Raw genomic sequence first — 23,608 nt, 5'->3', positions numbered from 1 at the left:
GCGCCTATGTCGCGATGCTCTACGAGCGGCTCGACGAGCGCCGCCGGGACACCGCGCGCCGGCTCGCCGACGTGCTGCACGGCGAGACCGTGGGCACACCGCAGGCGCTCACCGAGCGCGACGCGGCGGCCGCGATGTACACGGACCGGCTCGCCGCGCTGCGTGCCGCGGAGCACGGGCTGGCGTTCGGCCGGCTCGACGCGGAGTCGGGCGAGGTCCGCTACATCGGCCGGCTCGGCCTCCTCGACGAGGACCACGACTACGAGCCGCTGCTCATGGACTGGCGCGCCCCCGCCGCGCAGCCCTTCTACACCGCTACCGCGGCCAACCCGGAGGGCATGCGCCGGCGCCGGCACCTGCGCACCCGCGGGCGGACCGTCGTCGCCGTCGACGACGAGGTGCTCGACCTCGCCGACGCCGCCGCCCGGGGCAGCGGGTCGGGCCTGACGAGCGAGGCCGCGCTCATGGCCGCGGTCAGCGAGGCCCGCACCGGCCGCATGGGCGACATCGTCGCGACGATCCAGGCGGAGCAGGACCGGATCATCCGGTCCAAGCCGTCGGGTGTGCTGGTGGTGCAGGGCGGGCCCGGCACGGGAAAGACCGCGGTCGCGCTGCACCGGGCCGCCTACCTGCTCTACACCCACCGGGACCGGCTGGCCCGCCGCGGCGTGCTGGTCATCGGCCCCAACCCCACCTTCCTGCGCTACATCGGCCAGGTCCTGCCGTCGCTGGGCGAGACCTCGGTCGTGCTCGCCACCCCCGCGGAGCTGTTCCCGGGCCTGCACGCGCGCCGGCCGGAGGACGCCCGCACCGCCGAGGTGAAGGGCCGCGCCGACATGGCCGCCGTCGTCGCCGCGGCGGTCCGGGACCGCCAGCAGCTGCCCCGCAGGCCGATCGAGCTCGTCGTCGAGCGGCAGGACGTGCGGATCGACCGGGACCTGGTCAACGCCGCCCGCTCGCGGGCCCGGCGCTCGCGCAAGCCGCACAACGAGGCCAAGCGGCTCTTCCGCACCGAGGCGCTGCGGCTGCTCGCCCAGCAGGTCGCGCGGAACCTCGGCGGGCGGAACCTGCTCGGCAAGCTCGACGTGGAGGACATCCGCGAGGAGCTGGCCGAGGACGCCGCCGTCGCCCGCGAGCTCGACGCCCTGTGGCCCACGCTCACCCCGGAGCAGCTGCTCACCGACCTGTTCGCCGACCGGCGCAAGCTCAACTCCATCGCCCGGCGGATCCCGGCCGAGGACCGGGCGCTGCTGGAGCGGCCCGCCGCCGCGGCGGACGTGCCGCACGACCTGCGCTGGACCCCCGCGGACGTCCCGCTGCTCGACGAGGCGGCCGAGCTCCTCGGCGACGACGGATCGGCCGCCCGGGCCGCCGAGCAGGCCGCGCTGCGCGAGGAGATCGAGTACGCCCAGGGTGTGCTCGACGTGCTGGACCTCGAGGAGGACCTGGACCCGGAGCTGCTGCGGGCCACGGACATCGTCGACGCCGACCGGCTGGCCGAGCGCATGCAGGTGCGGACCTACGAGTCGACCGCCGATCGCGCCGCCGCAGACCGCGAGTGGACCTACGGGCACGTGATCGTCGACGAGGCGCAGGAGCTGTCGGCGATGGCGTGGCGGCTGGTGATGCGCCGGGTCCCGAGCCGCTCCATGACGGTCGTGGGCGACGTGGCGCAGACCGGCGACATCGCCGGGGCCTCCACCTGGTCGGAGGTGCTGTCGCCGTTCGTGCAGAACCGGTGGAAGCTCGAGCAGCTCACGGTGAACTACCGGACGCCGGCCGAGATCGCGGACGTCGCCGACGACGTCCTGGCCGCCATCGACCCGGGCCTCACCCCGCCGACGTCCGTCCGAAGCACCGGGGTCCCGCCGCGCGCCCTGCCGGTCGCCGCGGGCTCGCTGGAGGGGTCCGACGAGGTGCTCGCCGGGATCGTCGCCGAGGAGCGGGGCGCGGTGGGTGAGGGCCGCACCGCGGTGCTCGTGCCGGCGGCGCGGGTCGCGGCGATGCGCGAGGCCGTGCTCGGCGACGCCGCACCCGAGGACCCGGAGGACCTCGAAGCGCCGGTGGTGGTGCTGCCGGTCGGCGCGTCGAAGGGCCTGGAGTTCGACGCCGTCGTGCTCGTCGAGCCGGCCGAGGTGCTGGCCGAGAGCCCGCGCGGGATGAACGACCTCTACGTCGCGCTCACCCGCGCCACCCAGCGGCTCAGCGTGGTGCACGCCGCGGACCTGCCGGAACCGCTCAAGCGCCTGCGCCGGGCCTAGTCGGACCTCGGGCCTGGTCGGACCTCGGGCCTGGTCGAGGTCGGCCTGCCACAGGTCGGGGCCGAACACCTCGTACTGGATGTCGTGGGCCGCGACCCCGCGCTCGACCAGCGACGACCGCACCGCCTGCATGAACGCGGTTGAACGTCCCGTCCAGCAGCTCCGGGTGCTCGGCGAAGAGGTGCTCGTAGAAGCGGGTGGCGATCGTGCCGATGTTCTCGCCCACCACGGGCAGCGTCGCCTCGACTACCGGACGGGACTTGTCGGACAGCACGGTTCTCACCTCCGCAGGTCGATGACGGCCTGCGTTCCCGGCCCCGCAGCGCTGAAACGGCGTCAGCCGGGATCGAGGTCGAGGCCGTCGGCCGCGTTGTGCCGCCACTGGTCCACCGTGCGGATGTAGCGGAACAGCTCCTGCGAGCCGGGAGCCCAGCGGCCCTGGGTGGCGATGTCGAGCAGCGAGGCGCCCGCGCGGTAGGACTCGGTGGCGAAGCCGGCTCGCAGGGAGTGACAGGTGACCGGGTAGGGGAGCCCGGCGCGTTCGCCGGCCCGCGCGATCACCGCGGTCACGGCGTCGGGGGACAGGGGTTCGTCGCGGACGGTGTCGTGCCGGTCGATGCGGCGGAAGGCGGGACCGCCCGTGTGCCCGCCTGCCCGCAGCCACGCCAGCCAGGCCGAGCGCGGGCACAGCAGCGGGTGCCGGCGCCGGGGCAGCGCGCTGCGCCCGGTCGTCTTGCCGACCCGGACGTCGAGGACCACGCCGTTCTGCTCGACGAGCACGTCCGACGTGAGCAGGTGCGCCTGGTCGCTGGCCCGGGTCGCGCCGTAGAAGCCGATCGTCAGCATCGCGCGGTCGCGCAGGCCCCGGCGGGTGTCGGGGCAGGCCTGCGACATCGCGAGCACGGCCCGCAGGTCCACGGCGTGGGCCTGGCCGCGGCCGCGCCGCTCGCCGCCGGCCGCGAGACGGCGCCGGTAGATGGTGAGTGCCTCGCGGGCGGCGGCCGGGCCGCGCGGGTCGACGTCGGCCCCGAACTTCCGCAGCCCGTGCAGCGCCCCGGCGAGCTTGCGCCGGATGGTGGCGGGCGCGGCCGGCGCGCCGGGCTCCCGCCCGACCCGGGGCGCGCCCTGCTCGAGCCAGAGCACGAACCCGACCAGGGCGCCGCGGCCCCCGGAGAGCAGCGGGATGCCCGCCCACCGGGTGTAGTCCTCCCAGGCGGCCCAGTCCCGTGCGTAGGCCTCCCGCGTGCTGGCGACCCGCTCCGCGTCGAGATAGTGGTCGGCTGCGGCATCGAGCGCGTCGACCCGCAGCGTCGCGTCCGAGGCAGGGTCACCGGGGAGCGGCCGCCGTCGCAGCGCGGACGTCGCCCGGGGGGTGAGCGCGGTGGCCCGGCCGGTCACCGGCACGCCGGACAAGGGGTGAGGGCTCGGTCGTGCACGCCCCGAGCCTAGGAGCCGGGGGATCGACGTCGTCGGCGACGCGCCCGGCCGGTCCCGCCCGTCGGCTCGCGCCCGGGCGAGGAGTAGGGGCCACACCCGAGTACCGGCGGGACCACCCTCTGTGCGCGGTGGCCGCACGGCACGACCCTGGTCGGCACACGACCGAGCCGGGGAGGCGGGGCCGTCATGAACCCGATCACGAGGTTCGACAGCCAGATCGACGACATCGCGGAGGACGCCCTCGCCGTCCTCGAGCGGCACCGTCTCGACGGGGCCGCCGACTGTGCGGAACTCCTCGTGCGGCTGGAGCAGGCGAAGGCCGAGGCCCACCGGAAGATCGCCGCGCAGGTGGAGGCGATCTACCGGGCGGCCTGCGACGACGCCGTGCAGGCCGAGCGCCGGATGGAGGCGCGGGTGCGCACGGCGGTCCTGGTGATCGTCGTGGCCGTCGTCGCCGCCCTGTCGGTGCTGGCTCTCGTGCTGCGGCTCGACGCCCAGCAGTTCACCCTCTACCTCGCGCCCGTGACCGGCATGGCCGGCACGGTCCTCGGCTACTGGTTCGGCGCGGCCGGACGACGCACCCGTTGAGCACGGGTGCGTTGCGCGCGGCCCCGCTCAGCGGCGCAGCATGCCGCGGTGCCGCCGGCTGTAGGCACCCGCGGCGAGGACGACGCCGAGCGCCGCGACGACCACCTGGATGATCAGCAGGAGCCACGGGAACCCACCGCCCTCGTTCCGGTAGCCGAACAGACCGGCCAGGTACGACCCGACGAAGGCCGCCACGATGCCGATCACGATCGTCAGCCAGATCGGGATGCGCTGCTTCCCGGGCACGACGAGGCGGCCCAGGGCTCCGATCAGCAAGCCGACGAGCAGGGCCGAGATGATCCCGGTGATGGTCATGGCGTTCTCCTCCGCGTGAGGCCGTGACCCCGGTGTACCCCGCTCACAACATCGTTACGGAACCTCTCAGCGGATCCACAGCTCGGCGCCCGTCAGAGGTCGAGCACCAGGCGGGCCGAGCAGGAGCGGGACACGCAGATCATCATCGCGTCGTTCGCGGACTGCTCCTCGGCGGTGAGCACCGAGTCGCGGTGGTCCGGCACGCCGTCGAGCACCCCGGTCTCGCAGGTGCCGCAGGTCCCCTCCTGGCAGGACGAGAGCACGGCGACGCCGGACTCCTCCACGACCTCCAGGATCGACCGGTCCGCCGGCACGGTCAGCGTGGTGCCGGTCTGCGCGAGCTCGACCTCGAACGCCTCCCGCGGCCCGTCGTCCGCGCCGGCCTTCGGGGCGAACCGCTCCAGGTGCAGGGTTCCGGCCGGCCACGCCGCGCACCGCTCCTCGACGGCGGCCAGCAGGGGCTCCGGCCCGCAGCAGTAGACCACGGTGCCCTCCGCCGGCTCGCCGAGCAGGGCGGCGAGGTCGAGCAGGCCCGTCTCGTCCTGCGGCCGGATCTCGACCCGGTCGGGGTGGCGCTCCTCGAGGCGGTCGCGGAAGGCCATCGACGCGCGGGTGCGGCCGCCGTAGACCAGCCGCCAGTCCGCGCCCGCCGCCTCGGCCGCCGCGACCATCGGCAGGATCGGCGTGATGCCGATGCCGCCGGCGAGGAACAGGTACCGCGGCGCGGTGACCAGCGCGAAGTGGTTGCGCGGACCGCGGACCCGGACGGTGTCGCCCTCGGCCAGCACCTCGTGGACGTGGGCCGAGCCGCCCCGGCCCGCGGGCTCGCGCAGGACCGCGACCTGCAGCACCGAGCGCTCCGCGGGATCGCCGCAGAGCGAGTACTGCCGGGTCAGCTCGTCGGTGAGCACCAGGTCGACGTGCGCCCCGGGCTCCCAGGCGGGCAGGTCCGCACCGGCGGGGTCACGCAGGGTCAGCTGCACGACGCCGTCGGCCAGGGTCTCCTTCTTCTCGAGGACCAGGTCGAGCTCGGATTCGGGGGTCTCGGCGTGCATTCGGGTCTCCTCGGGGTGCTCAGGCCGGCGCGGGCTCGCGGGCCGGGGCGGGCTCGGGTGACGGCGCGGGGACGGCGGCGGGCCCGTGGCCGTCCGGGTGGGCGAGCAGCCACTCCCACAGCTCCACCGGGTCCTCGAAGATCCGCTCGCTGCCGCAGTGGCAGACGGCGCGGAGCCGGTCGGTGCCGAGGACCCAGTGGATGCGGTAGACGCGGTCGCCGCCGAGGACGGGCGGGGCCTCCGGGATGCCGGCGCTCATCGGGCGGGGGCCGCCGGGGCGTTGCGCGGCGCCTGCCCGACCATCCGGGCGAGCATCCGCCGCGCGGCCAGCCCGCCGGTGTCGATGTTGATCGAGAGCTCCTGGTAGCCCTCCGGCTCGCCCTGGATCACCTGCTCCAGGACGTCGAGCGCCTCGACGTCCTGCAGCACGACGGTCCGGTTGTTCTCGGCGAGGAAGGCCGAGACCTCCTCGTCGTCGAGCGCGAAGTCGCGGGCGACCATCCAGAAGTCGTGCGTGGAGTGCTCGGTCTCCGGGGTGATCGCGTAGACGACCTCGACGTGGAAGGCGTCGGGGTCGGTGCCGTCGGGGTTCGGGACGGAACCGACGGGCGCGATCCGGCTGTGCAGCTTGTACAGGCACGGCGGGGTGTACTCGATGTCCTGCCAGCGGGCGATGCGCCCCTGCAGGCCGGTGGACCTCGAGTAGAAGGGCGGGCACTCGGCGTCGTCCATGTGCCGGGAGACGTAGACGATGCCGGCCTCGTCGTCGACCTCGGTGGAGATCGGGGTCGAGGCGACCTCGGGGGTGCCGATGTAGCCGCCGTGCAGGTAGGTCTCGTGCGAGAGGTCGAGCAGGTTGTCGACCAGCAGCGAGAAGCGGGCCTGCAGCGGCTCCATCCCGCGGACCGTCGTGAAGTCCGGCGAGGCCAGGTAGGGGACGCGCGGGATGCGGGTCGGGTCGGCCAGCGCGGGGTCGCCGATCCAGACCCAGACGAGCGAGTCGAGCTCGACGACCGGGTACGGGGTCAGCCGGGCGGTGCGCGGCACGCGGGTCTGGCCGGGCACGGCGACGCACTTGCCGTCCGAACCGTAGGTGAAGCCGTGGTAGCCGCAGACGACCGTGTCGTCGACGAGCCGGGACGGGGCCTGGGACAGCGGGAAGCGGCGGTGCACGCAGCGGTCGGAGTTCGCGACGACCTCGCCGGCCTCGGTGCGCCAGAACAGGATCGGCTCGTCGCAGATGGTCCGGGCGAACAGCTCGTGGCGGATCTCGGAGCCGTACGCGGCGACGTACCACTGGTCGCGGGGGATGGTGCTCATGAGGTGGCTCCCTCGGGTCGGACGGTGCTGCCGGCGGCGCGCGTTCCGGTGGTGTCCGGGGTCGTGCTGCGCAGCCGGAGGAGGAAGAGCAGGGCGGCGGTGGCCACGAAGACCACGCCGAAGGCGATGTAGAGCTGCTCGGGCGTCCAGCCGCCGTCGAGCAGCGCGCCGGCGAGCGTCGGGGCGAGGATCGCGCCGGCGCGGCCGATGGCCAGGCCGGTGCCCACGCCGGTGGTGCGCACGGCCGGGTCGTAGACGGTCGGGGTGAGGGCGTAGAGCCCGGCGACGCAGCCGTTGACGAACACGCCGATCACGGCGGCGATCACGAAGGCCACGGCGAGCGAGGACGACGCGCCGATGAAGATCGCGAGCAGCACGCCCGTGGCCACCAGGTACGTGGCCAGCACGGTGCGCAGGGCGAACTTCGCGGCGAGCAGCCCGAGCAGCGCGGCGCCGAAGATCCCGCCGACGTTGAGCAGGGTGCCGCCGGCGATCCCGGCCGTGGGGGAGAGGCCCGCCTCGACCAGCAGGGTCGGCGTCCAGCTCGTCACGAAGTAGAAGCCGGCCATGATGCAGAAGAAGACGACCCAGAGCACCAGCGTGGTGCGGCGCAGCCGCGGGGTGAGCAGCTCCTTGTAGCCGGCGCCCACGCCCTTGGGCGCGGCCGTCTGCTCGGGCAGGGCGGCCAGCGGCTCGTGGCGCATCCGGGCGAGCAGCGCGTTGACCCGCTCCAGGGCACGCGCCGGGCGACGGGCCAGCAGGAAGTCCACGGACTCGGGCAGGCGCCACCAGACCAGCGGGATCGACGCGGCGGTCGCGAGCCCGCCGACGAGGAACACCGCCCGCCAGCCGAACTGGCCGATGAGCACGGCGGCGAGCAGGCCGCCGAGGGTGGCGCCGAGGGCGTAGCCGGTCGAGTTCAGGCTCACGGCGAGGCCGCGCCAGCGCTTCGAGGCGTACTCGGCGGCGATGACGTTGCTGGTGGCGAGGATGCCGCCGATCCCCAGGCCGGTCACCGCGCGGAGCACACCGAGCTGGGTGGGGGACTGGCTGGCCGCCGACAGCAGCATCGCGGCGGCCGCGACGGCGAGGCAGCCCAGCACGATCGGGCGCCGGCCGAACCGGTCCGCCCACGGCGCGACGACCATCGAGCCGACGGCCATGCCGATCAGGCCGGCGGACAGCAGCAGGCCGAGCTGGGCACCGCTCAGGCCCCAGTCGGCGGAGACGGACTTGCCGGTGAAGGCCATGACCAGCACGTCGAAGCCGTCGAGCATGTTCAGCAGCACGCACACGACGACGGCGCCCCACTGGAAGCGGGACATCGGCCGGTCGTCGATCAGATCCCGGACCGTGGCGCTCATCGGCGCCGGCCCTCGGGAACGCGAAGGGTGGGAGGACGCATGGCAGCACTCCGTTGTCGACTGCGTCGGGGCCCGCACCGGTCCGTGACGACGGCCGTGGTGGGAGCGGGCGCCGCCCGGGTCGGGCCCCGGTGCGGTGTCCGAGAGCATGCGTTCCGGGCCCGGCGCCGCCGAACAGACCTTCCGGAAAATGGAAGGGTTTGTCGTCTGCCGATGCTCAGCCCGTGCGGTAGCCCTCGGCGAGGGCGCGGCTGATCGCCCGTGCGCTGGTGCGCACGAGCGGGGTGAGGAAGTGCGGCGACGCCGTGCCGTGCCGGACGACGAGCGAGACGGCGGCGACGACCTGGCCGCGCTCGTCCTGGATCGGCGCGCCGACGGAGAGCGCGTCCATCGTGACCTGGCGGTCGCTGATCGAGAAGCCGTTCACACGGACGTCGGCGAGCATGCGGCGCAGCTGGTCGGCGTCGGTGACCGTGCGCTCGGTGAAGCGCTCGATGCGCCCGCCGAGGACGTCCTCCTGCACGTCGGTGGGAGCGTGCGCGAGCAGCACGAGACCGACGCCGGTGGCGGTCAGCGCGAACCGCCCGCCGACGCGGGTGAGCACGGGGACCGCGCCGGAGCCGCCGATCCGCTCCACGAACACCACCTCGGTACCCTCGCGCACGGCAAGCTGGACGTTCTCCCGCGTGATCTGGGAGAGGTCCTCCAGGAACGGCAGCGCGCGTTCCCGCAGGCCCTGGCCCCGCGGGGCGAGTGCGCCGAGCTCCCAGAGGCGCAGCCCGATCCGGTAGGAGCCGCTGTCGTCGCGCTCGAGGGCACCCCACTCGACGAGCTCACCGAGGAGCCGGTGGGCGGTCGAGAGCGGCATCCCGGCGTGCCGCGCGAGCTGGCTCAGGGTCATCGCCGGGCGGGAGGGGCCGAAGGCGCCGAGCAGGGCGAGCCCGCGGGTCAGCACCGGGCCCGTCGGACCCGTCGGTCGCCCCCGACCCGCCATCTCCGCTCCGCTCGTCCGTTCGCCGCGCCCGGATGCCCGGTGTGTGCTTGTCTACCGCAGCGGAGTTCGATCGGTTCCGGTCGCGGCGTCCCGGGATCTCCCCCGGTGGCGTCGGCGCTCCGGCCGGCGGCAGGGAGGGTCGCGATGACCGGGATGTACGACGTCGCCGTGGTCGGGGCGGGACCGGCCGGGAGCGCGGCCGCCCTGCGGGTGCTGCAGCTCCGGCCCGACGCCCGGGTGCTGCTGCTCGACGCCGCCCGGTTCCCCCGGGACAAGACCTGCGGCGACGGGATCGCGGCGGGGGTCTTCGACCTGCTCGCCGCGCTCGGCCTGCCCGATCTCTCCGGGCTCGGCGGGTCCGTGCCGCGGCTGCACGTGCGCTCCCCGCGCGGGGCCGTCGCCGACCGGCACTGTGCCCGCCCGAACCGCGTCGTGCCCCGGGCCGTGCTCGACGACGCGCTGGTCACGGCCTGTGTCGCGCGCGGGGCCCGGATGCGGCGGCAGCGGGTCCGCCGCGTCGAGGCCCACGCCGACCACGTGGTGCTCGACGGCGACACGGCCGCGCGCACGGTGATCGGTACCGACGGCGCCAACTCCGTCGTCCGCCGCAGCCTCGGCATCGCGCCCCGGCCGCGGGTGACGGCCGTGGCGGTCCGCGGCTACAGCCCGCAGGCCCCCGCGACCCCGGGAGCGCTGCACATCGCGTTCGCCGAGGGCCGCCGACCCGCCTACGCCTGGTCCTTCCCGCTCGCCGACGGCGGCGCCAACGTCGGGTACGGGATCTTCGACGGCACCGCGCCGACCAGCCGCGACGAGCTCCTCGCCGGGCTCGACGCGCAGCTGCCGGGCCAGGAGCCCGACCCGTCGACCGTGCGGGGCCACCGCCTGCCCCTGTCCACCGGCGGCCGCGTCCAGCCGGACGGGCGGGTGCTCCTCGCGGGCGACGCCGCCTCGCTGGTCAACCCGCTCACCGGCGAGGGCATCTTCGACGCCGTGGCCTCCGGGGTGCTCGCCGGCCAGGCCGCGCTGTGCGGGGCGGCGGCGGGCGCGGTCCATCGGGCGAGCCTGCGCCGCTGCTTCGCCCGCCACCACCGGCACACCGCGGCCCTGGCCCACCTCATGCGAAGCCCCCGGTTCGTGCACGCCGCCGTGCTCGCCGCGGCCCGGGACCGGGCGGTGTTCGACGACGTCGTCGAGGTCGGGCTGGGGAGGGGCGCCGCGCACGCCCGCACCCTCGCCACGATCGGCGCCCTGTTCGTACGGCCGGGCACCGGCCGTCGCGTGGGCGTGCCCACAGGGCCCCTCCTCGCTCCGGCGGCATCGTGAGGGTTCGCGGCTCACCTGTCCCGGCGCCGGCAACTCCCCGGGGCCCGGCCGGGCGGGCCCTTCGTCCCTAACGACCGGCGCCGGGTCGACCCACCCTGGAGGTGGTGGCTCGAGGCACGACGGCGGTGGAGGTCGATACCGACATGGCCCGCGACGAGGTCGATACCGACGTGGCCCGCGACGAGATCGATGACGACACGACCCGCGACGACATCCGCGAGTGGCTGGTCGAGCTGCTCCTCGACAAGGTCCGCGAGAGCCGCTACCCGAGCCACACCCAGCTCGACCTCATCGAGCGGTGGATCCCCCGGCGCATGATCCCGGAGTACCTGGAGGTGCTCCGGGAGAAGGTCGAGCAGGACCGCTACCCGAGCATCCCCCTGCTGCGCAGGATCCGGCGGGTGGCCGAGCGCCTGCCGCGCGATCACCACGACCACGATCACGAGAACGCCGGCTGAGCCGCCCTCGGGTCGGTGCCGTCGAGGATGTCGGCCCCCGGCGGGGCCCCTCGGACTACTGGGCAAGAAGTGCGCGGGCGGCCTCCCACATCTCCTGCACGATGGTTCCGGCCGGGGCCTGCCGCGCCAGCGCCGCACCCTGTCCGGCCCACTGGTTGACCCGGTCCACGCCCGTCGCGCCCCCGCGCCGCCACTGACCGACCAGTCGGCGCTGGTCGGGGTAGGGCGCGGGCGCGGGTGCCTCGGGCCGGGTCCACGCCGTGACGTACGACGTCGGCACGGCCCGGCCGAGCCGCCCCGAGTAGGCGCGGGTGGGCACGGTCCGCTCCGGTGGCAGGTCCGCCAGCGCCGAGGCCCAGGTCTCGTCGATGCCGGCCTCGGGCGACCGCAGCAGTGCCGTGCCCACCTGGACGGCGCTGGCACCGAGGGCGAGCGCCGCGGCCACGCCCCGGCCGTCGGCGATCCCGCCGGCGGCGACGACGGGGACCTGCAGCCGGTCGACGAGGTGGGGGAGCAGCGCGAAGAGCCCGACGTTCGTGCGCTCGGCCGCGGCCGGATCGAACGTGCCGCGGTGGCCGCCCGCCTCCATGCCCTGGGCGACGATCGCGTCGGCACCGGCCTGCTGGGCGGCGAGCGCGTCCTCCAGGGTGGTCGCGCAGGCGAACCAGGCGATCCCGCGCGCGTGCATCCGCTCGACGTAGTCGGGCTCGAACAGGCCCATGATCGAGGAGATCACGGTCGGCGCGGCGTCGAGCATGGCCTCGCACTGCTCGGCGAAGACCGGGCCCGCGGGACCCGGTTCCCCCGGCGCGCCGAAGCCCGCGAGGTACTCCTCGGCGGCGCGCAGGCGGTCGGGCTCGTCGACCGGCGGGTCCGGGATCCAGATGTTGAGCTGGAGTGCCCCGGCCGAGCCCGCCCGGAACCGTTCCACCCACGCCGTGATCCGCTCGGGCGGGTCGAGCACGACCCCGTCGGCACCCATCCCGCCCGCCTCGGCCACCGCGATCGCCAGCTCCGGCGGGCAGGCCCCGGCCATCGGCGCCTCGAGGATCGGCAGCCGCAGGCCGAACCGTTCGCAGAACTCCGTCACGCGTCGCTGCATGCCGTCATCCGACCACACCCCGCTGATCACGCGGAGGTGATCTCCGGGAGCGCTCACGGAAAACGGGACACGTCGCTGCCGAACCTGTACACGGCGTTCGACGGTGGGGTGCGGCCGGGAACAGCGGGGGTGCGGGTCCTCAACCCACTCTCGGAACCCGCAGCGGCGCGGCCGCTCCCGGGACCGCAACGGCGCGGTCCGTCTCACGGGGATCGGGCGGTCGCGCCGCCACCAGCTCGGCTCGGCTGTCGAGCCGCCGCGAGACAGTCGCGGGAACGCCGCGGCCGTGGCCCCGCCCCGTACGCGCCCTGCGCCCCGTGCCGCGGCGCCCACCGGCACGCCCTGGAGGGGACCGCGCACCCGGTGCCGCGGAGCCTCCCAGTTTCTCGGCCGTTCCTCGCCCCGGGCTGCGTTCTGACCCAGGAGAAGAGGTGTTCTCCTGAGTCGAGTACTCTTCGAACTACAGAAATGTAGTTCTGGGTATCGAGTTCGAGTTACGTAATTCCGGGAGACAAGCGGTGGATGACCCTGCGATGGCGGTGCGACCTGCGGAAACCGAGTCGGGGGTGGCCGCGGAGTCCCGCCGGTGCGCCTTCCGGCGCTGCCGGGAGCCGTTGCCCGTGCTGGTGGGGCGGGGCAATCGGCCGCGCTACTGCCAGGACGGGCGGGGCTGGGGGACGAAGGGGCTGAGCTGCAAGGACGCCGAGGCGGCGTTCGTGGCCGTCGAGTCGCTGCGGGAGGAGGGGGACACCGCGGGCGCAGTCACCGCCGTCGACGACCTCGGTGCCCGGCTCGCCGCTGCCGCCGGTCCGCTGGCCGCGGTGATCGACGGCGTCGCGATCCTGCGAGCGCAGCTCGACGAGGAGGTCCGCGAGGCCCTGGCCGCCCGCGATACGGCGCTGACGCGTGCGGCCGAGGACCACGGCGCGCGGCGGGCGGCGGAGGAGCGCGCGGGGCGGGCCGAGGCGACGGCGGCCGACGCCGGCGCACGGGCCGCGGAGGCGGTCGAGCTGCGGGCGGAGGCCGAGCGGGCGCGCACGCGGGCGGAGCAGGCCGCGGCCGCCGCGGAGCGGGAGCAGCTGCGGGCCGAGGGCCGGTCCGTCGCACTCGAGGACCGGGCCGTGCGCGCCGAGGAGCTGGCCGAGGCCGCCGCCGCGCAGACCGCCCAGCTGCGCGACGAGCTCGCCGCGCTGCGCGCCACCCTCACCGCCCGGGACACCGAGCTCGACACCGAGCGGCGCCGGGCCCGCGAGGCCGTCGAGGCCCACCGGGCGGAGCTGGCCGCCTGTCGCACGGAGCTCGACGCGGAGCGGGAACGGGCCCGCGAGGCGGCCGCCGCCCATCGCGACGAGCTGGACGCCGCGCTGGCCGGTCTCCGTGAGGAGCACGCCTCCCGGCTCGACGCCGTCCGGGCCGCCGCGGCCGAGGAACGGGACCGGGCGGCCGCCCGGCACCGCGCTGGGCAGGACCGGCTGCGGGAGGAGCACGCCGCCGCGGCCGAACGGCGCGCCGCCGAGCACGCGCGGGAGGTGGCCGACCTGCACCGGCGGCTCGGGGCGGCCGAGCACGAGCTGGAGCGGCTGCGCGCGGCGGCCGACCCGGGGGAGGGGTGAGGGTTACCGCTCCAGCCCGCCGGTCCGCAGGCCCGCCCGCAGCGCCTTCTTGTCGATCTTGCCGACGGCCGTGGTCGGCAGGGCGTCGACCAGGTGGACCGACTTCGGCGTCTGCACCGCGCCCTTGAGCGCCCGCACGTGCGCGGCGAGCTCCTCCGCGGTCGCCGTCGCGCCGGGCCGCAGCACGACCGCGGCGGTCACCGCCTCGCCCCACTTCTCGTCCGGCAGCCCGAACACCGCGGCCATCGCGACGGCGTCATGGCTGGTCAGGGCGTCCTCCACCTCGCGGGGGAAGACGTTGAAGCCACCACTGATGATCATGTCCTTGGTGCGGTCCACGATCGTGAGGTAGCCACGGGCGTCCCGTCGGGCGACGTCGCCGGTGTGCAGCCAGCCGTGCGCGAACGCCTGCGCGGTCAGGTCCGGCTTGCGCCAGTACTCCTCCATGGTGCCGGGGCCGCGGACGCAGATCTCGCCGGGTTCGCCGGGCTCGACCGGGTTGCCCTCCGGGTCGAGGAGGCTGACGTCGACGGTGCTGATCGGGACGCCGCAGGAGCCCTCGAGCGTCGGGTCGGCGTGCTCGGCCCGGCGCAGCACGCTGATCGGGTAGCACTCGGTCTGACCGTAGAGCTGCGAGAACACCGGCCCGATCCGCTCCAGCCCCTCCGCCAGCCGGGTCGGCGACATGGGGGAGGCGCCGTAGAGCAGCAGCTCCAGCGAGCTCAGGTCGGTGCGGTCGAGGGCGGGGTGGTCGAGCAGCGCGTAGATCATCGTCGGCACGGCGAGGGTCATCGTGATCCGCTCGCGCTCGACGGTCTCCAACACCCGGCCCGGGTCGAACCCGTCCTGCAGGTGCACCGTCCCGCCGCGCTGCAGGACCGGGACGACCTTGGTGCCCGCGACGTGCGTGATCGGCGCGACGGCGAGGTAGCGGGCGTCGAACGGGATCTCGAAGTCGGTGAGCGTGCCGATCGACATGATGTGGCTGACGGCGGGGTGCCGGCGCATCACTCCCTTGGGCCGGCCCGTGGTGCCACCGGTGTAGTTGACCAGCGCGATGTCGTCGACGTGCGCGACGTCGTGCGCGGTCGCGGCGCCCACCGCCGCGGCCTCGCCGAGCAGGTCGGGACCGAAGTCGGACGGGCCGAGGCCGAGCACCGGGACGTCGCCGGAGCGGGCGGCGAGCTCCGCCCCTCGGCCGGCGTGCCGCTGGGCGTCGACGAGGCAGGCGGCGGCGTCGAGATCGGCGAGCTGGTACAGCTGGTCCTCCACCGAACCGAGCGGGTGCAGCCACGAGGTCGCCATGCCCGCCGCCTGCACCGCGATGCCCGCGCACCAGGCCTCCGGGCTGTTGCCGGCGAGCAGCCCGATCCGGTCGCCCCGGCGGAGGCCGCGGTCGGCCAGCACCCGCTGGAGCCGCCCGACGAGCTCCGTCACGGCGGCATAGGTGAGCGTTCCGGTGTCGGTGGCGAAGGCGATCCGGTCTGGGTACCGGCGCAGCGCGCGGAGCACCAGCGTCCCGACGGTCGTCTCCGCCCAGAGCGGCGCCGGCGCGGAGCCGGTGTGGGCGGTGGTGCGGGTGTCCGTGGTCATGCGTGCTCCCTCGGTGCGGCGATGGACGTCGGGACGGGTCAGGACGGGGTGACGGTGCGGTCCGGGTCGGCGGCCGCCTCGTACTCGCACGCCAGGCGGTCGACGAGCTCGGCGGCCGTGGGGATCTCGCGGACCCCGGAGACGGAGTGGCCGGCGCTCCAGACCTCGCTCCACCGGCGCGGGCCGAGGCCGCCGTGGCCGTAGAGGGCGTCGGCGTCCGCCGGGGTGACGGTCTCGTCGAGCGCCGTCGGGTCGAGGCCGGCGGCGCGGATGGCGGGGGCCAGCATGCTGCTGGGCAGACCGGTGAACGCCCTGGTCAGGACGACGTCGTCGAGCGTGCTGTCGACGCACATCCGCTTGTACTCCGGGGCCGCCATGCTCTCGCGCGTCGCGAGGAAGGCGGTGCCCAGGTAGCCGAGGTCGGCGCCGAGCGTGCGGGCGGCGGCGAGCGCGGTGCCGTCGCCGATCCCGCCGGCGAGCACCACCGGGCCGTCGAAGAAGCTGCGCACGGCCCGGACGAACGCGAACGGGTTCATCCATCCGGTCTGCCCGCCCGCGCCCGCGGTGAGCAGGACCAGCCCGTCCGCCCCGGCCGCGACGGCCCGCTCGGCGTGTCGCAGCGTCGCGACGTCGGCCAGGACGAGGGCACCCGCGTCGTGCAGCGGCCCGAGGACCGGCGCCGGCGACCCGACGCTGGCGATCACCAGCTCCACCCGGTGTCGCACGAGGACCGCGAGGTCCTCGGCCAGCCGCGGTGACCGCATGATCAGGTTCGGGGCGCAGGGCGCGGCGGCCGGCCCGGTCCGCGCCTCGATCTCGCCCAGCCAGCGGTCCAGCTCCTCGGCGCTGCGCGCGTTGGCGGTGGGGAAACCGCCGACGACGCCCGCCTCGCACGCCGCCACCACGAGGTCCGGGCCGGACACCCGCAGCATCGGCGCGGCGATCACCGGCAGGCGCAGCCGCTCCGTGATCCGTAGGGGCAGGCCGGTCCGATCCGGCACGTGTCCTCCCGGGCCTCGACGACGGGTCCACCCGCGATTATCGACGCCCGGCGGGCCCGGCCGCTGGGCCGACGGGGTGACAGGCGGGTCGGCTCAGGCGCCCCACGGATCGTCGTCCGGGTAGTCCGGCTCCGGGGGGTCCTCGAGCGGCCAGTCCTCCTCGGGCGCCGGTGCCCCCGGCTGCGCGGCCGTCTCCGCGGCGGCAGCGGAGTCGGCCCCGTCGTTCCCCGCGACGGCCGCCAGCACGCCCGCCCCGTACTTCGCGAGCTTGTTCTCCCCGACCCCGCTGACCGTGCCGAGGGCGGCGGCGGAGGTCGGCGCGAGCGTGGCGATGGCGCGCAGCGTGGCGTCGTGGAAGATCACGTAGGCGGGGACGCCCTGCTCCTTCGCGGTCGCGGCCCGCCACGCGCGGAGCCGCTCGAACACCGGGGCCGCGCCGGCCGGCAGGTCCGCCGCGGGGACCGTGGAGCGGGAGGTGCGGCGGGTCCGCGTGCGCTCGGGGTCCTTGCGCAGCATCACCTGGCGCTCGCCCTTGAGCACGGCGGAGCTGCCGTCCGTGAGCTGCAACGTGTTGTAGGCCCCGCCGACCTCGAGGAGCCCGCGCGCCAGCAGCTGGCGGACGACGCCGCGCCACTCCTGCTCGGACAGCTCGGTGCCGATGCCGAAGGTGGAGAGCTGGTCGTGCCGGGACTGCTCCACCTTCGCGGTGCGCTTGCCGACGAGGATGTCGACGACCTGCCCGGCGCCGAAGCTCTGGTTCCGCTCGCGCTTGAGCCGCCACACCGTGGACAGCAGCTTCTGGGCGGGCACGGTGCCGTCCCAGGACTCGGCCGGGGTGAGGCAGGTGTCGCAGTTGCCGCACGGCCCGGTCTTCTCGGAGAAGTACGCGAGCAGCTGCACCCGCCGGCACTCGACGGTCTCGCACAGCGCGAGCATCGCGTCGAGGTGCTGGCCCAGCCGCCGCTTGTGCGCCTGGTCGCCCTCGGAGTCGTCGATCATCTTGCGCTGCTGCACGACGTCGGCCAGCCCGTAGGCCAGCCACGCCGTGGAGGGCAGCCCGTCCCGGCCCGCGCGGCCGGTCTCCTGGTAGTAGCCCTCGACGGACTTGGGCAGGTCGAGGTGGGCGACGAAGCGGACGTCCGGCTTGTCGATGCCCATCCCGAAGGCGATGGTCGCGCACATGACCAGGCCCTCCTCGCGGAGGAACCGGGCCTGGTGCTCGCGGCGGACCCCGGCGTCGAGCCCGGCGTGGTAGGGGAGGGCCGGCACACCCTGGCCCTGGAGGAACTCCGCGGTCTGCTCGACGGACTTGCGCGACAGGCAGTAGACGATGCCCGAGTCGCCGGGGTGCTCGGAGCGGATGAGGTCGAGCAGCTGCCGGCGCGGCTCGGCCTTCGGCGCGATGCGGTACTGGATGTTGGGCCGGTCGAAGCTGGCGACGACCTGCTTGGCCCCGGTGAGGTCGAGCCGCTCGGCGATCTCCGCGCGGGTGTGCTCGGTGGCCGTCGCGGTGAGCGCGATGCGCGGCACGGCCGGCCAGCGCCGGTGCAGCTCGGAGAGCATGAGGTAGTCCGGCCGGAAGTCGTGGCCCCATTGGGCCACGCAGTGCGCCTCGTCGATCGCGAACAGCGCGATCCCGCCCCGGGCCTCGAGCCGGTCCAGCAGATCGACGGTCGACCCGACGCGCAGCCGTTCGGGCGCGAGGTAGAGCAGGTCCAGCTCGCCCGCGAGCAGCGCCCGCTCCGTGTCGCGGCGCTCCTCCGGACCCTGCGTGGAGTTGAGGAAGCCGGCCTTCACCCCGAGCGTGCGCAGGGCGTCGACCTGGTCCTGCATGAGCGCGATGAGCGGCGAGATCACCACGCCGGTGCCCGGGCGGACCAGCGCCGGCACCTGGTAGCAGAGCGACTTGCCGCCGCCGGTGGGCATGAGGACCAGCGCGTCCCCACCCGCGCACACGTGCTCGACGACCTCCTGCTGCGGCCCGCGGAACGCCTCGTAGCCGAAGACCCGGTGGAGCACCTCGAGCGCGGGGGCGGGGGGAGCGGTCACGGCGCGATCGTACGAGCCGGCACCGACGGTCCCCGACCGGCAGGCGACTCCCACAGGTACCCGCGCGACGACGAGCGGGGGCCGGTGCGCCGTGCAAGAGTCGCCCCATGAGCGACCTGCGCGACGCCGACCTCCTCACCGGCGACTTCTTCGGCTACGGCTCCCTGCTCACCGACGAGGAGCAGAAGATCGTCGGACGCGTCCGGGAGTTCTGCCGGACCGAGATCGCCCCGATCGCGCAGGAGGCCTGGAGCCGCGCCGAGTTCCCGCACGGGATCGTCCCGAAGTTCGCGGAGCTCGACATCGCCGCGCTGCCCTACGACGGGCTCGCGGGCCCGGCCGCCCGCCGGCTGCTGATCGGGTTCGTCTCGCTCGAGCTGGCGCACACCGACGCCTCGCTCAACAGCTTCTTCGGCATCCACAACGGGCTCGCGATGGGCAGCATCGACCTCTGCGGCTCCGACGAGCAGCGCGAGCGCTGGCTGCCGCCGATGGCACGGATGGAGCAGATCGGCGCCTTCGGCCTCACCGAGCCGCACGGCGGCTCCGACGTCGCGCAGGGCCTGGAGACCACGGCGCGCCGCGAGGGCGAGACCTGGGTCCTGAACGGCGAGAAGCGCTGGATCGGCAACGCCACCTTCGCCGATCTCGTCGTGATCTGGGCCCGCGACGAGTCCGACGGTGCGGTGAAGGGGTTCGTCGTGCACGAGGACAACCCGGGCATGAGGGCCACGAAGATCGAGAACAAGATCGCACTGCGCACCGTGCAGAACGCCGACATCGTGCTGACCGACTGCCGGGTTCCCGAGGAGGACCGGCTGCAGCGCGCGAACTCCTTCAAGGACACCAACGGCGTGCTCCGCCGGACGCGCGGCGGGGTCGCCTGGGGCGCCACCGGCACGATGATCGGCGCCTACGAGGCCGCGCTCGCGTACAGCAAGGAGCGCGAGCAGTTCGGCCGGCCGATCGGCGGGTTCCAGCTGGTCCAGGACCTGCTGGTGCGCATGCTGGGCAACATCACCGCCTCGCTCGGCATGTGCGTGCGCCTCGCCGAGATGCAGGACGCCGGCGAGGCGCGCGACGAGCACGCCGCCCTGGCCAAGGAGTACACGACCACCGCGATGCGCGAGACCGTGGCGCTGGCGCGGCAGGTCGTCGGCGGCAACGGCGTGGTGCTCGACTACGGCGTGGCCAAGTTCTTCGCCGACGCCGAGGCCCTCTACTCCTTCGAGGGCACCCGCGAGATCAACACCCTCGTCGTCGGCCGGGCGATCACCGGCCACTCCGCCTTCGTGCGCTAGCGCGCCTGTGCGCGGTAAGTGGTGCTGGAGCACCACTTACCGCGCACGGGCGCCTCAGCGCAGGGAGTCCTGCCAGGCCGCGTGGAGGTCGGCGAAGTCGCCGCCGGAGGCGAGGAGCTCGGCGGGGGTGCCGTCCTGCACGATCCGGCCGCCGCCCATCACCAGCACGCGGTCGGCGATCGCGACCGTGGACAGGCGGTGGGCGATGATCAGCGCCGTCCGGTCCGCCAGCACCGTCTCCAACGCCGCCTGCACCGCCCGTTCCGACGGGATGTCGAGGCTCGACGTGGCCTCGTCGAGCAGCACCACCGCGGGATCGGCCAGCACGACCCGGGCCAGCGAGACCAGCTGCCGCTGCCCGGCCGAGAGCCTCCCGCCGCGCTTGCGGACGTCCGTGTCGAGTCCCTCCGGCAGGTCGTGCACGAAGTCCGCCCCGACGGCGTCGACGGCCGCGGCGATCTCCGCGCGCGACGCCCCGGGCCGGCCCATGGCGACGTTGTCCGCCAGCGAACCGGAGAACAGGAACGGCTCCTGCGTGACCATGACCAGCGCGCGGCGAAGGTCGGCGTCGGCGAGCTCGCGCAGGTCCACGCCGTCGAGCAGCACGGCACCGGTGACCGGGTCGTGGAACCGGGCGGCCAGCTTGGCGAGCGTGGTCTTGCCCGCTCCGGTCTCGCCGACCAGCGCGATCGTCTGCCCGGCCGGCACCGTCAGCGAGAACTCGGGCAGCACGAGCCGCTCGGGCGCCCGGGGGTAGGCGAACGTGACCCGGTCGAAGGTCAGCTGGCCGCGCACCGGCGCGGACAGCCCCTGCGGGCGTGCCGGCTCCGGCACCCCGATCGGCGTCTCCAGCACCGAGGCCAGCTTCTCCAGCGCCGCGGCCGCGGACTGGTACGCGTTCATGAACTGGGCGAGCTGGTCGAGCGGGTCGTAGAAGCGCCGCAGGTAGAGCAGGAACGCGGTGAGTGCGCCGAGCTCCAGGGCCCCGGAGGTGACCCGCAGCGCGCCGAGCAGCAGCACGAGCGCCAGCGTCAGGTTGCCGACGGCCCGCACGCACGCGACGAACCAGGACAACGTGAGCAGGGCGTCGGCGTTGGCGTCGCGGTACCGGTGGTTGAGCTTCTCCATGATCGACTCGTTGCGCGCCTCGCGGCGGTAGGCCTGCACCGCGCGGATGCCGTTCATCGACTCGACGAACTGGACGATCACCCGCGCCACCCAGGTGCGGGTGAGCCGGTAGCTCGCCCGGGACCGGCGCTGGAACCAGCGGGTGAGCAGGGCCAGCGGCACGAACCCGGCCAGCACGACGGCGGCGAGCACCGGGTCGATCAGCAGGAGCAGGACGGTGATCCCGGCCAGCGCGAGCAGCGCGCCCAGCAGGCCGTCGAGCCCCTGCTGCAGGAGGTCGTCGATCGACTCCAGGTCACTCGTCAGGCGGGAGATCAGCCGGCCCGAGGTGTACGACTCGTGCCACTCCAGGGCGAGCCGCTGGGCGTGCCGGAACACCCGCCGCCGCAGCTCCAGCAGCACGTCCTGGCCGAGCCGGCCGGACAGGAGCAGGAACGCCGCCCGCAGGCCCGCCGACGCCAGCCCGCATGCCGCGTACCCGGCGACGGCCCAGGCCAGCGGCGCCGGGCGGCCGTCGAGCGCCGCGGGAACGCCGGTGTCCACGGCCAGCGCGACGAGCAGCGGTCCGGTCAGCATCACGGCGTTCTCGACGACCAGGATCAGCAGCGCGAGCGCCACGGCCCCGCGGCGGGGGCGCAGCAGGTCGGCGACGAGCAGGCGGGCGCTGCGGGCCAGCCGCAGCCCGGCGGCCCGGGTGACCTCCTCGCTGTCGTCGCCGACGCCGCGCCAGTCCAGATCGGCGCCGGGGTCCGTCGCGGTGCTCATGCCGCCCCCACCCGGTCGGCGTCGGGGCTGCTCAGCAGGTCCCGGTAGGCCGCGTTCGTGGCCAGCAGCGCGCGGTGCGTGCCGACGGCGGTGACCCGGCCGCCCTCCAGCAGCGCGACCCGGTCGGCCAGCTGCACAGTCGACGGCCGGTGGGCCACCACCAGCGCGGTCACGCCGCCGAGCACGCTGCGCAGCGCCGCCTCCACCTCGGCCTCGGTGTGGACGTCGAGGGCCGAGAGGGGATCGTCGAGCACGAGGACGGGCGGGCGGCTGAGCACGGCACGGGCCAGCGCGAGCCGCTGCCGCTGCCCGCCGGACAGGGACAGGCCCTGCTCGCCGATCCGCGTGGCCAGGCCCCACGGCAGCGCCTCGACGAACCCGGCCGCACCCGCGACCCGCAGGGCCTCCCACACGTCCGCGTCGCTCGCGTCGGGCAGGCCGAGGGCCACGTTCTCCCGCACGCTCGCGGAGATCAGCACCGGGTCCTCGAAGGCCGTGGCGACGGCGGTGCGCAGGTCGGCGAGCCGCAGCCGCCGGACGTCGACGCCGTCGAGCAGCACCGCGCCGCCGGTGACGTCGGTGAGCCGGCCGACCAGCGAGGTCAGCACGGTCTTGCCCGAGCCGGTGGCCCCGACCAGGGCCATCGTCTCGCCCGGCTCGACGACGAGGTCCACCCCGCGCAGCACGTCGGCGTCGGCTCCCTCGTGCCGGAACCGGACCCCGCGGAACTCGACGCGGCCGCGCACGGCCCCGAGAGCGACGGGGTCCGGTGGGTCGACGATCGCCGGTGCGACGTCGCGGACCTCCCAGTACCGCCGGGTCGCGGCCGCGGCGTTCCCGGCCTCGGTGAGCAGCCACCCCAGCGAGGCGATCGGCCAGTACAGGTAGGTCATGATCGTCACGGCCGCGACCAGGGTGCCGACCGTCAGCGCGCCCGTGGCGACGCCCCAGGCGCTGATCGCGAGGATGACGGCGATCGCGGCCTCGGGCAGCAGCACGAGCACGCACCACAGTGCCGCCTGCAGCCGCACCTTGCGCAGCTCGGTACGCCGCAGGCCGCGGGCGCCGGTGACGAACCGGTCGGTGATCTGGCGGCCCCGGCCCAGCGCGCGCAGCACGCGCACGCCGAGCGCGGACTCCTCGACGACCGTCGCGAGGTCGCCGTCCTGGTCCTGGGCCAGCCGCGCGACCACCGAGTAGCGGCGCTCGAGCCGCAGCGTCAGCACGACCAGCGGCACCGCGACGACCACCACCGCGACCCCGAGCAGCCAGGACAGGGCGCCGAGGATCGCGATGCCGACCAGCGCGGTGATCGTGTTGACCACGAGGAACACCCCGGCGAACGCCAGGAACCGGCGGATCGTGGAGAGGTCCTGCACCGCGCGGGACAGCAGCTGGCCGGAGGGCCAGCGGTCGTGGAAGGAGATCGGCAGCCGCTGCAGGTGCGCGTAGAGGTCCGCGCGCATGTCGGCCTCGATGCGGGTGGTCGGGCGCGCGACGATCCGGCGGCGCACCAACAGCAGGACGGCCTCGACGAGGCCCAGCGCCAGGACGCCGCCGATCAGCCACGGCAGCGGGGAGAGGTCGCCGCGGGCGATCGGCCCGTCGACGATCCGGCGGGTGACCAGTGGGATCACCAGGGCGGCGAGGGTGGCGGTGAGCGCCGCGGCGCCGGAGCCGAGCAGCGCGCCGCGGTGCGGACGGACGTAGGGGGCGAGGCGGCGCAGCGCGGCCAGGGTCGCCGCGGGCCGGATCACGGCCCCGGACGGCTCGGTCGTGGGAGGGTCCTGCGCCTGCACGGTGTCGGGAGAGGCAGGCATGGTTTCGACCACGCTACGAAGTCCCCGGCGCCGGCGCATCCGAGTTGCGCGGGGTTCGCCGTGGGCGGAGCCGCCGGTCCCTGTCGCGATCACCACCCGACCGTGCGACCTGAACCCC

The 23,608-nt window shown here is 75.0% G+C and carries 19 protein-coding genes; 6 read left to right on the top strand and 13 right to left on the bottom strand.

The window, feature by feature from the left end; all coding sequences use genetic code 11:
• Positions 1-14 precede the first annotated feature (14 nt).
• Positions 15-2,261, top strand: a complete 2,247-nt coding sequence (locus AB0B41_RS21010) for an ATP-binding domain-containing protein (protein WP_358205729.1) — start codon at positions 15-17, stop codon at positions 2,259-2,261.
• A 336-nt stretch (positions 2,262-2,597) separates the two neighbouring features.
• Here the strand turns inward: AB0B41_RS21010 and AB0B41_RS21005 are convergent, their stop codons facing one another.
• A complete protein-coding gene (locus tag AB0B41_RS21005; RefSeq protein ID WP_358205727.1) occupies positions 2,598-3,665 on the bottom strand; it encodes a tyrosine-type recombinase/integrase in 1,068 nt (355 codons plus the stop codon).
• A gap of 219 nt (positions 3,666-3,884) precedes the next feature.
• Here AB0B41_RS21005 and AB0B41_RS21000 point away from each other — a divergent pair, with 219 nt between their 5' ends.
• Complete coding sequence (locus tag AB0B41_RS21000) at positions 3,885-4,286, top strand: hypothetical protein (protein WP_358205709.1); 402 nt, start codon at positions 3,885-3,887, stop codon at positions 4,284-4,286.
• 27 nt (positions 4,287-4,313) lie between these two features.
• Here AB0B41_RS21000 and AB0B41_RS20995 read toward each other — a convergent pair whose 3' ends face one another.
• From AB0B41_RS20995 to AB0B41_RS20970, 6 genes are all read right to left on the bottom strand, one after another.
• Entirely contained in the window at positions 4,314-4,601 is a 288-nt protein-coding gene (locus AB0B41_RS20995; RefSeq protein ID WP_358205707.1) for a GlsB/YeaQ/YmgE family stress response membrane protein, read from the bottom strand.
• Positions 4,602-4,693: 92 nt separating this feature from the next.
• On the bottom strand, positions 4,694-5,656 hold the full coding sequence (locus AB0B41_RS20990; RefSeq protein ID WP_358205704.1) for a PDR/VanB family oxidoreductase: 963 nt from the start codon (positions 5,654-5,656) through the stop codon (positions 4,694-4,696).
• Positions 5,657-5,675: 19 nt separating this feature from the next.
• Positions 5,676-5,915 (bottom strand): hypothetical protein, encoded by a 240-nt coding sequence (locus AB0B41_RS20985; protein WP_037038998.1) that lies wholly within the window; start codon positions 5,913-5,915, stop codon positions 5,676-5,678.
• On the bottom strand, positions 5,912-6,976 hold the full coding sequence (locus tag AB0B41_RS20980; RefSeq protein ID WP_358205701.1) for an aromatic ring-hydroxylating dioxygenase subunit alpha: 1,065 nt from the start codon (positions 6,974-6,976) through the stop codon (positions 5,912-5,914). The genes AB0B41_RS20985 and AB0B41_RS20980 overlap by 4 nt, the downstream gene beginning before the upstream one ends.
• Positions 6,973-8,340, bottom strand: a complete 1,368-nt coding sequence (locus AB0B41_RS20975; RefSeq protein WP_358205698.1) for an MFS transporter — start codon at positions 8,338-8,340, stop codon at positions 6,973-6,975. The genes AB0B41_RS20980 and AB0B41_RS20975 overlap by 4 nt, the downstream gene beginning before the upstream one ends.
• A 217-nt stretch (positions 8,341-8,557) precedes the next feature.
• Entirely contained in the window at positions 8,558-9,334 is a 777-nt protein-coding gene (locus tag AB0B41_RS20970; RefSeq protein WP_358205696.1) for an IclR family transcriptional regulator, read from the bottom strand.
• A 144-nt stretch (positions 9,335-9,478) separates the two neighbouring features.
• Here AB0B41_RS20970 and AB0B41_RS20965 point away from each other — a divergent pair, with 144 nt between their 5' ends.
• Together AB0B41_RS20965 and AB0B41_RS20960 are read left to right on the top strand one after the other, a co-directional pair.
• Complete coding sequence (locus tag AB0B41_RS20965; RefSeq protein ID WP_358205694.1) at positions 9,479-10,660, top strand: geranylgeranyl reductase family protein; 1,182 nt, start codon at positions 9,479-9,481, stop codon at positions 10,658-10,660.
• 104 nt (positions 10,661-10,764) lie between these two features.
• The gene (locus AB0B41_RS20960; protein WP_358205693.1) at positions 10,765-11,118 is read left to right on the top strand and encodes a hypothetical protein; all 354 of its coding nucleotides are present in this window, start codon (positions 10,765-10,767) and stop codon (positions 11,116-11,118) included.
• A 55-nt stretch (positions 11,119-11,173) separates the two neighbouring features.
• Here the strand turns inward: AB0B41_RS20960 and AB0B41_RS20955 are convergent, their stop codons facing one another.
• On the bottom strand, positions 11,174-12,220 hold the full coding sequence (locus tag AB0B41_RS20955) for a nitronate monooxygenase (RefSeq protein WP_358205691.1): 1,047 nt from the start codon (positions 12,218-12,220) through the stop codon (positions 11,174-11,176).
• Positions 12,221-12,759: 539 nt separating this feature from the next.
• On the opposite strand from AB0B41_RS20955, the gene AB0B41_RS20950 reads away from it, so the two are divergent.
• The gene (locus tag AB0B41_RS20950) at positions 12,760-13,833 is read left to right on the top strand and encodes a hypothetical protein (RefSeq protein ID WP_358205689.1); all 1,074 of its coding nucleotides are present in this window, start codon (positions 12,760-12,762) and stop codon (positions 13,831-13,833) included.
• A 3-nt stretch (positions 13,834-13,836) separates the two neighbouring features.
• Here the strand turns inward: AB0B41_RS20950 and AB0B41_RS20945 are convergent, their stop codons facing one another.
• The 3 genes from AB0B41_RS20945 to recQ form a co-directional block, all read right to left on the bottom strand.
• Positions 13,837-15,426: an AMP-binding protein gene (locus tag AB0B41_RS20945; RefSeq protein WP_358205687.1), complete on the bottom strand. Its 1,590-nt coding sequence runs from the start codon at positions 15,424-15,426 to the stop codon at positions 13,837-13,839.
• A gap of 38 nt (positions 15,427-15,464) precedes the next feature.
• Positions 15,465-16,427: a nitronate monooxygenase gene (locus AB0B41_RS20940; RefSeq protein WP_358205685.1), complete on the bottom strand. Its 963-nt coding sequence runs from the start codon at positions 16,425-16,427 to the stop codon at positions 15,465-15,467.
• Between the two features lie 93 nt (positions 16,428-16,520).
• The gene (gene recQ / locus AB0B41_RS20935; RefSeq protein WP_358205682.1) at positions 16,521-18,476 is read right to left on the bottom strand and encodes a DNA helicase RecQ; all 1,956 of its coding nucleotides are present in this window, start codon (positions 18,474-18,476) and stop codon (positions 16,521-16,523) included.
• Positions 18,477-18,583: 107 nt separating this feature from the next.
• On the opposite strand from recQ, the gene AB0B41_RS20930 reads away from it, so the two are divergent.
• On the top strand, positions 18,584-19,777 hold the full coding sequence (locus AB0B41_RS20930; protein ID WP_358205680.1) for an acyl-CoA dehydrogenase family protein: 1,194 nt from the start codon (positions 18,584-18,586) through the stop codon (positions 19,775-19,777).
• Positions 19,778-19,831: 54 nt separating this feature from the next.
• Here the strand turns inward: AB0B41_RS20930 and AB0B41_RS20925 are convergent, their stop codons facing one another.
• Positions 19,832-21,670 carry an ABC transporter ATP-binding protein gene (locus AB0B41_RS20925; RefSeq protein WP_358205677.1) on the bottom strand — a complete coding sequence of 613 codons (1,839 nt, stop codon included), beginning with the start codon at positions 21,668-21,670 and terminating at the stop codon, positions 19,832-19,834.
• The gene (locus tag AB0B41_RS20920) at positions 21,667-23,490 is read right to left on the bottom strand and encodes an ABC transporter ATP-binding protein (protein WP_358205675.1); all 1,824 of its coding nucleotides are present in this window, start codon (positions 23,488-23,490) and stop codon (positions 21,667-21,669) included. The genes AB0B41_RS20925 and AB0B41_RS20920 overlap by 4 nt, the downstream gene beginning before the upstream one ends.
• Positions 23,491-23,608: the final 118 nt, after the last annotated feature.

Source organism: Pseudonocardia sp. NPDC049154, from assembly GCF_040648315.1.
GTDB lineage: Bacteria > Actinomycetota > Actinomycetes > Mycobacteriales > Pseudonocardiaceae > Pseudonocardia.
The sequence above is the reverse complement of the archived record's forward strand: the minus strand, read 5'-3'. Positions and strand labels throughout refer to the sequence as shown.

Coding starts and splice junctions, on each gene's coding strand:
- AB0B41_RS20945 (WP_358205687.1), bottom strand. CDS start 15,426: ATGACCACGGACACCCGCACCACCGCCCACACCGGCTCCGCGCCGGCG.
- AB0B41_RS20970 (WP_358205696.1), bottom strand. CDS start 9,334: ATGGCGGGTCGGGGGCGACCGACGGGTCCGACGGGCCCGGTGCTGACC.
- AB0B41_RS20995 (WP_358205707.1), bottom strand. CDS start 4,601: ATGACCATCACCGGGATCATCTCGGCCCTGCTCGTCGGCTTGCTGATC.
- AB0B41_RS21000 (WP_358205709.1), top strand. CDS start 3,885: ATGAACCCGATCACGAGGTTCGACAGCCAGATCGACGACATCGCGGAG.
- AB0B41_RS21010 (WP_358205729.1), top strand. CDS start 15: ATGCTCTACGAGCGGCTCGACGAGCGCCGCCGGGACACCGCGCGCCGG.
- AB0B41_RS20920 (WP_358205675.1), bottom strand. CDS start 23,490: ATGCCTGCCTCTCCCGACACCGTGCAGGCGCAGGACCCTCCCACGACC.
- AB0B41_RS20980 (WP_358205701.1), bottom strand. CDS start 6,976: ATGAGCACCATCCCCCGCGACCAGTGGTACGTCGCCGCGTACGGCTCC.
- AB0B41_RS20925 (WP_358205677.1), bottom strand. CDS start 21,670: ATGAGCACCGCGACGGACCCCGGCGCCGATCTGGACTGGCGCGGCGTC.
- AB0B41_RS20975 (WP_358205698.1), bottom strand. CDS start 8,340: ATGAGCGCCACGGTCCGGGATCTGATCGACGACCGGCCGATGTCCCGC.
- AB0B41_RS20955 (WP_358205691.1), bottom strand. CDS start 12,220: ATGCAGCGACGCGTGACGGAGTTCTGCGAACGGTTCGGCCTGCGGCTG.
- AB0B41_RS20930 (WP_358205680.1), top strand. CDS start 18,584: ATGAGCGACCTGCGCGACGCCGACCTCCTCACCGGCGACTTCTTCGGC.
- AB0B41_RS20990 (WP_358205704.1), bottom strand. CDS start 5,656: ATGCACGCCGAGACCCCCGAATCCGAGCTCGACCTGGTCCTCGAGAAG.
- AB0B41_RS20965 (WP_358205694.1), top strand. CDS start 9,479: ATGACCGGGATGTACGACGTCGCCGTGGTCGGGGCGGGACCGGCCGGG.
- AB0B41_RS20985 (WP_037038998.1), bottom strand. CDS start 5,915: ATGAGCGCCGGCATCCCGGAGGCCCCGCCCGTCCTCGGCGGCGACCGC.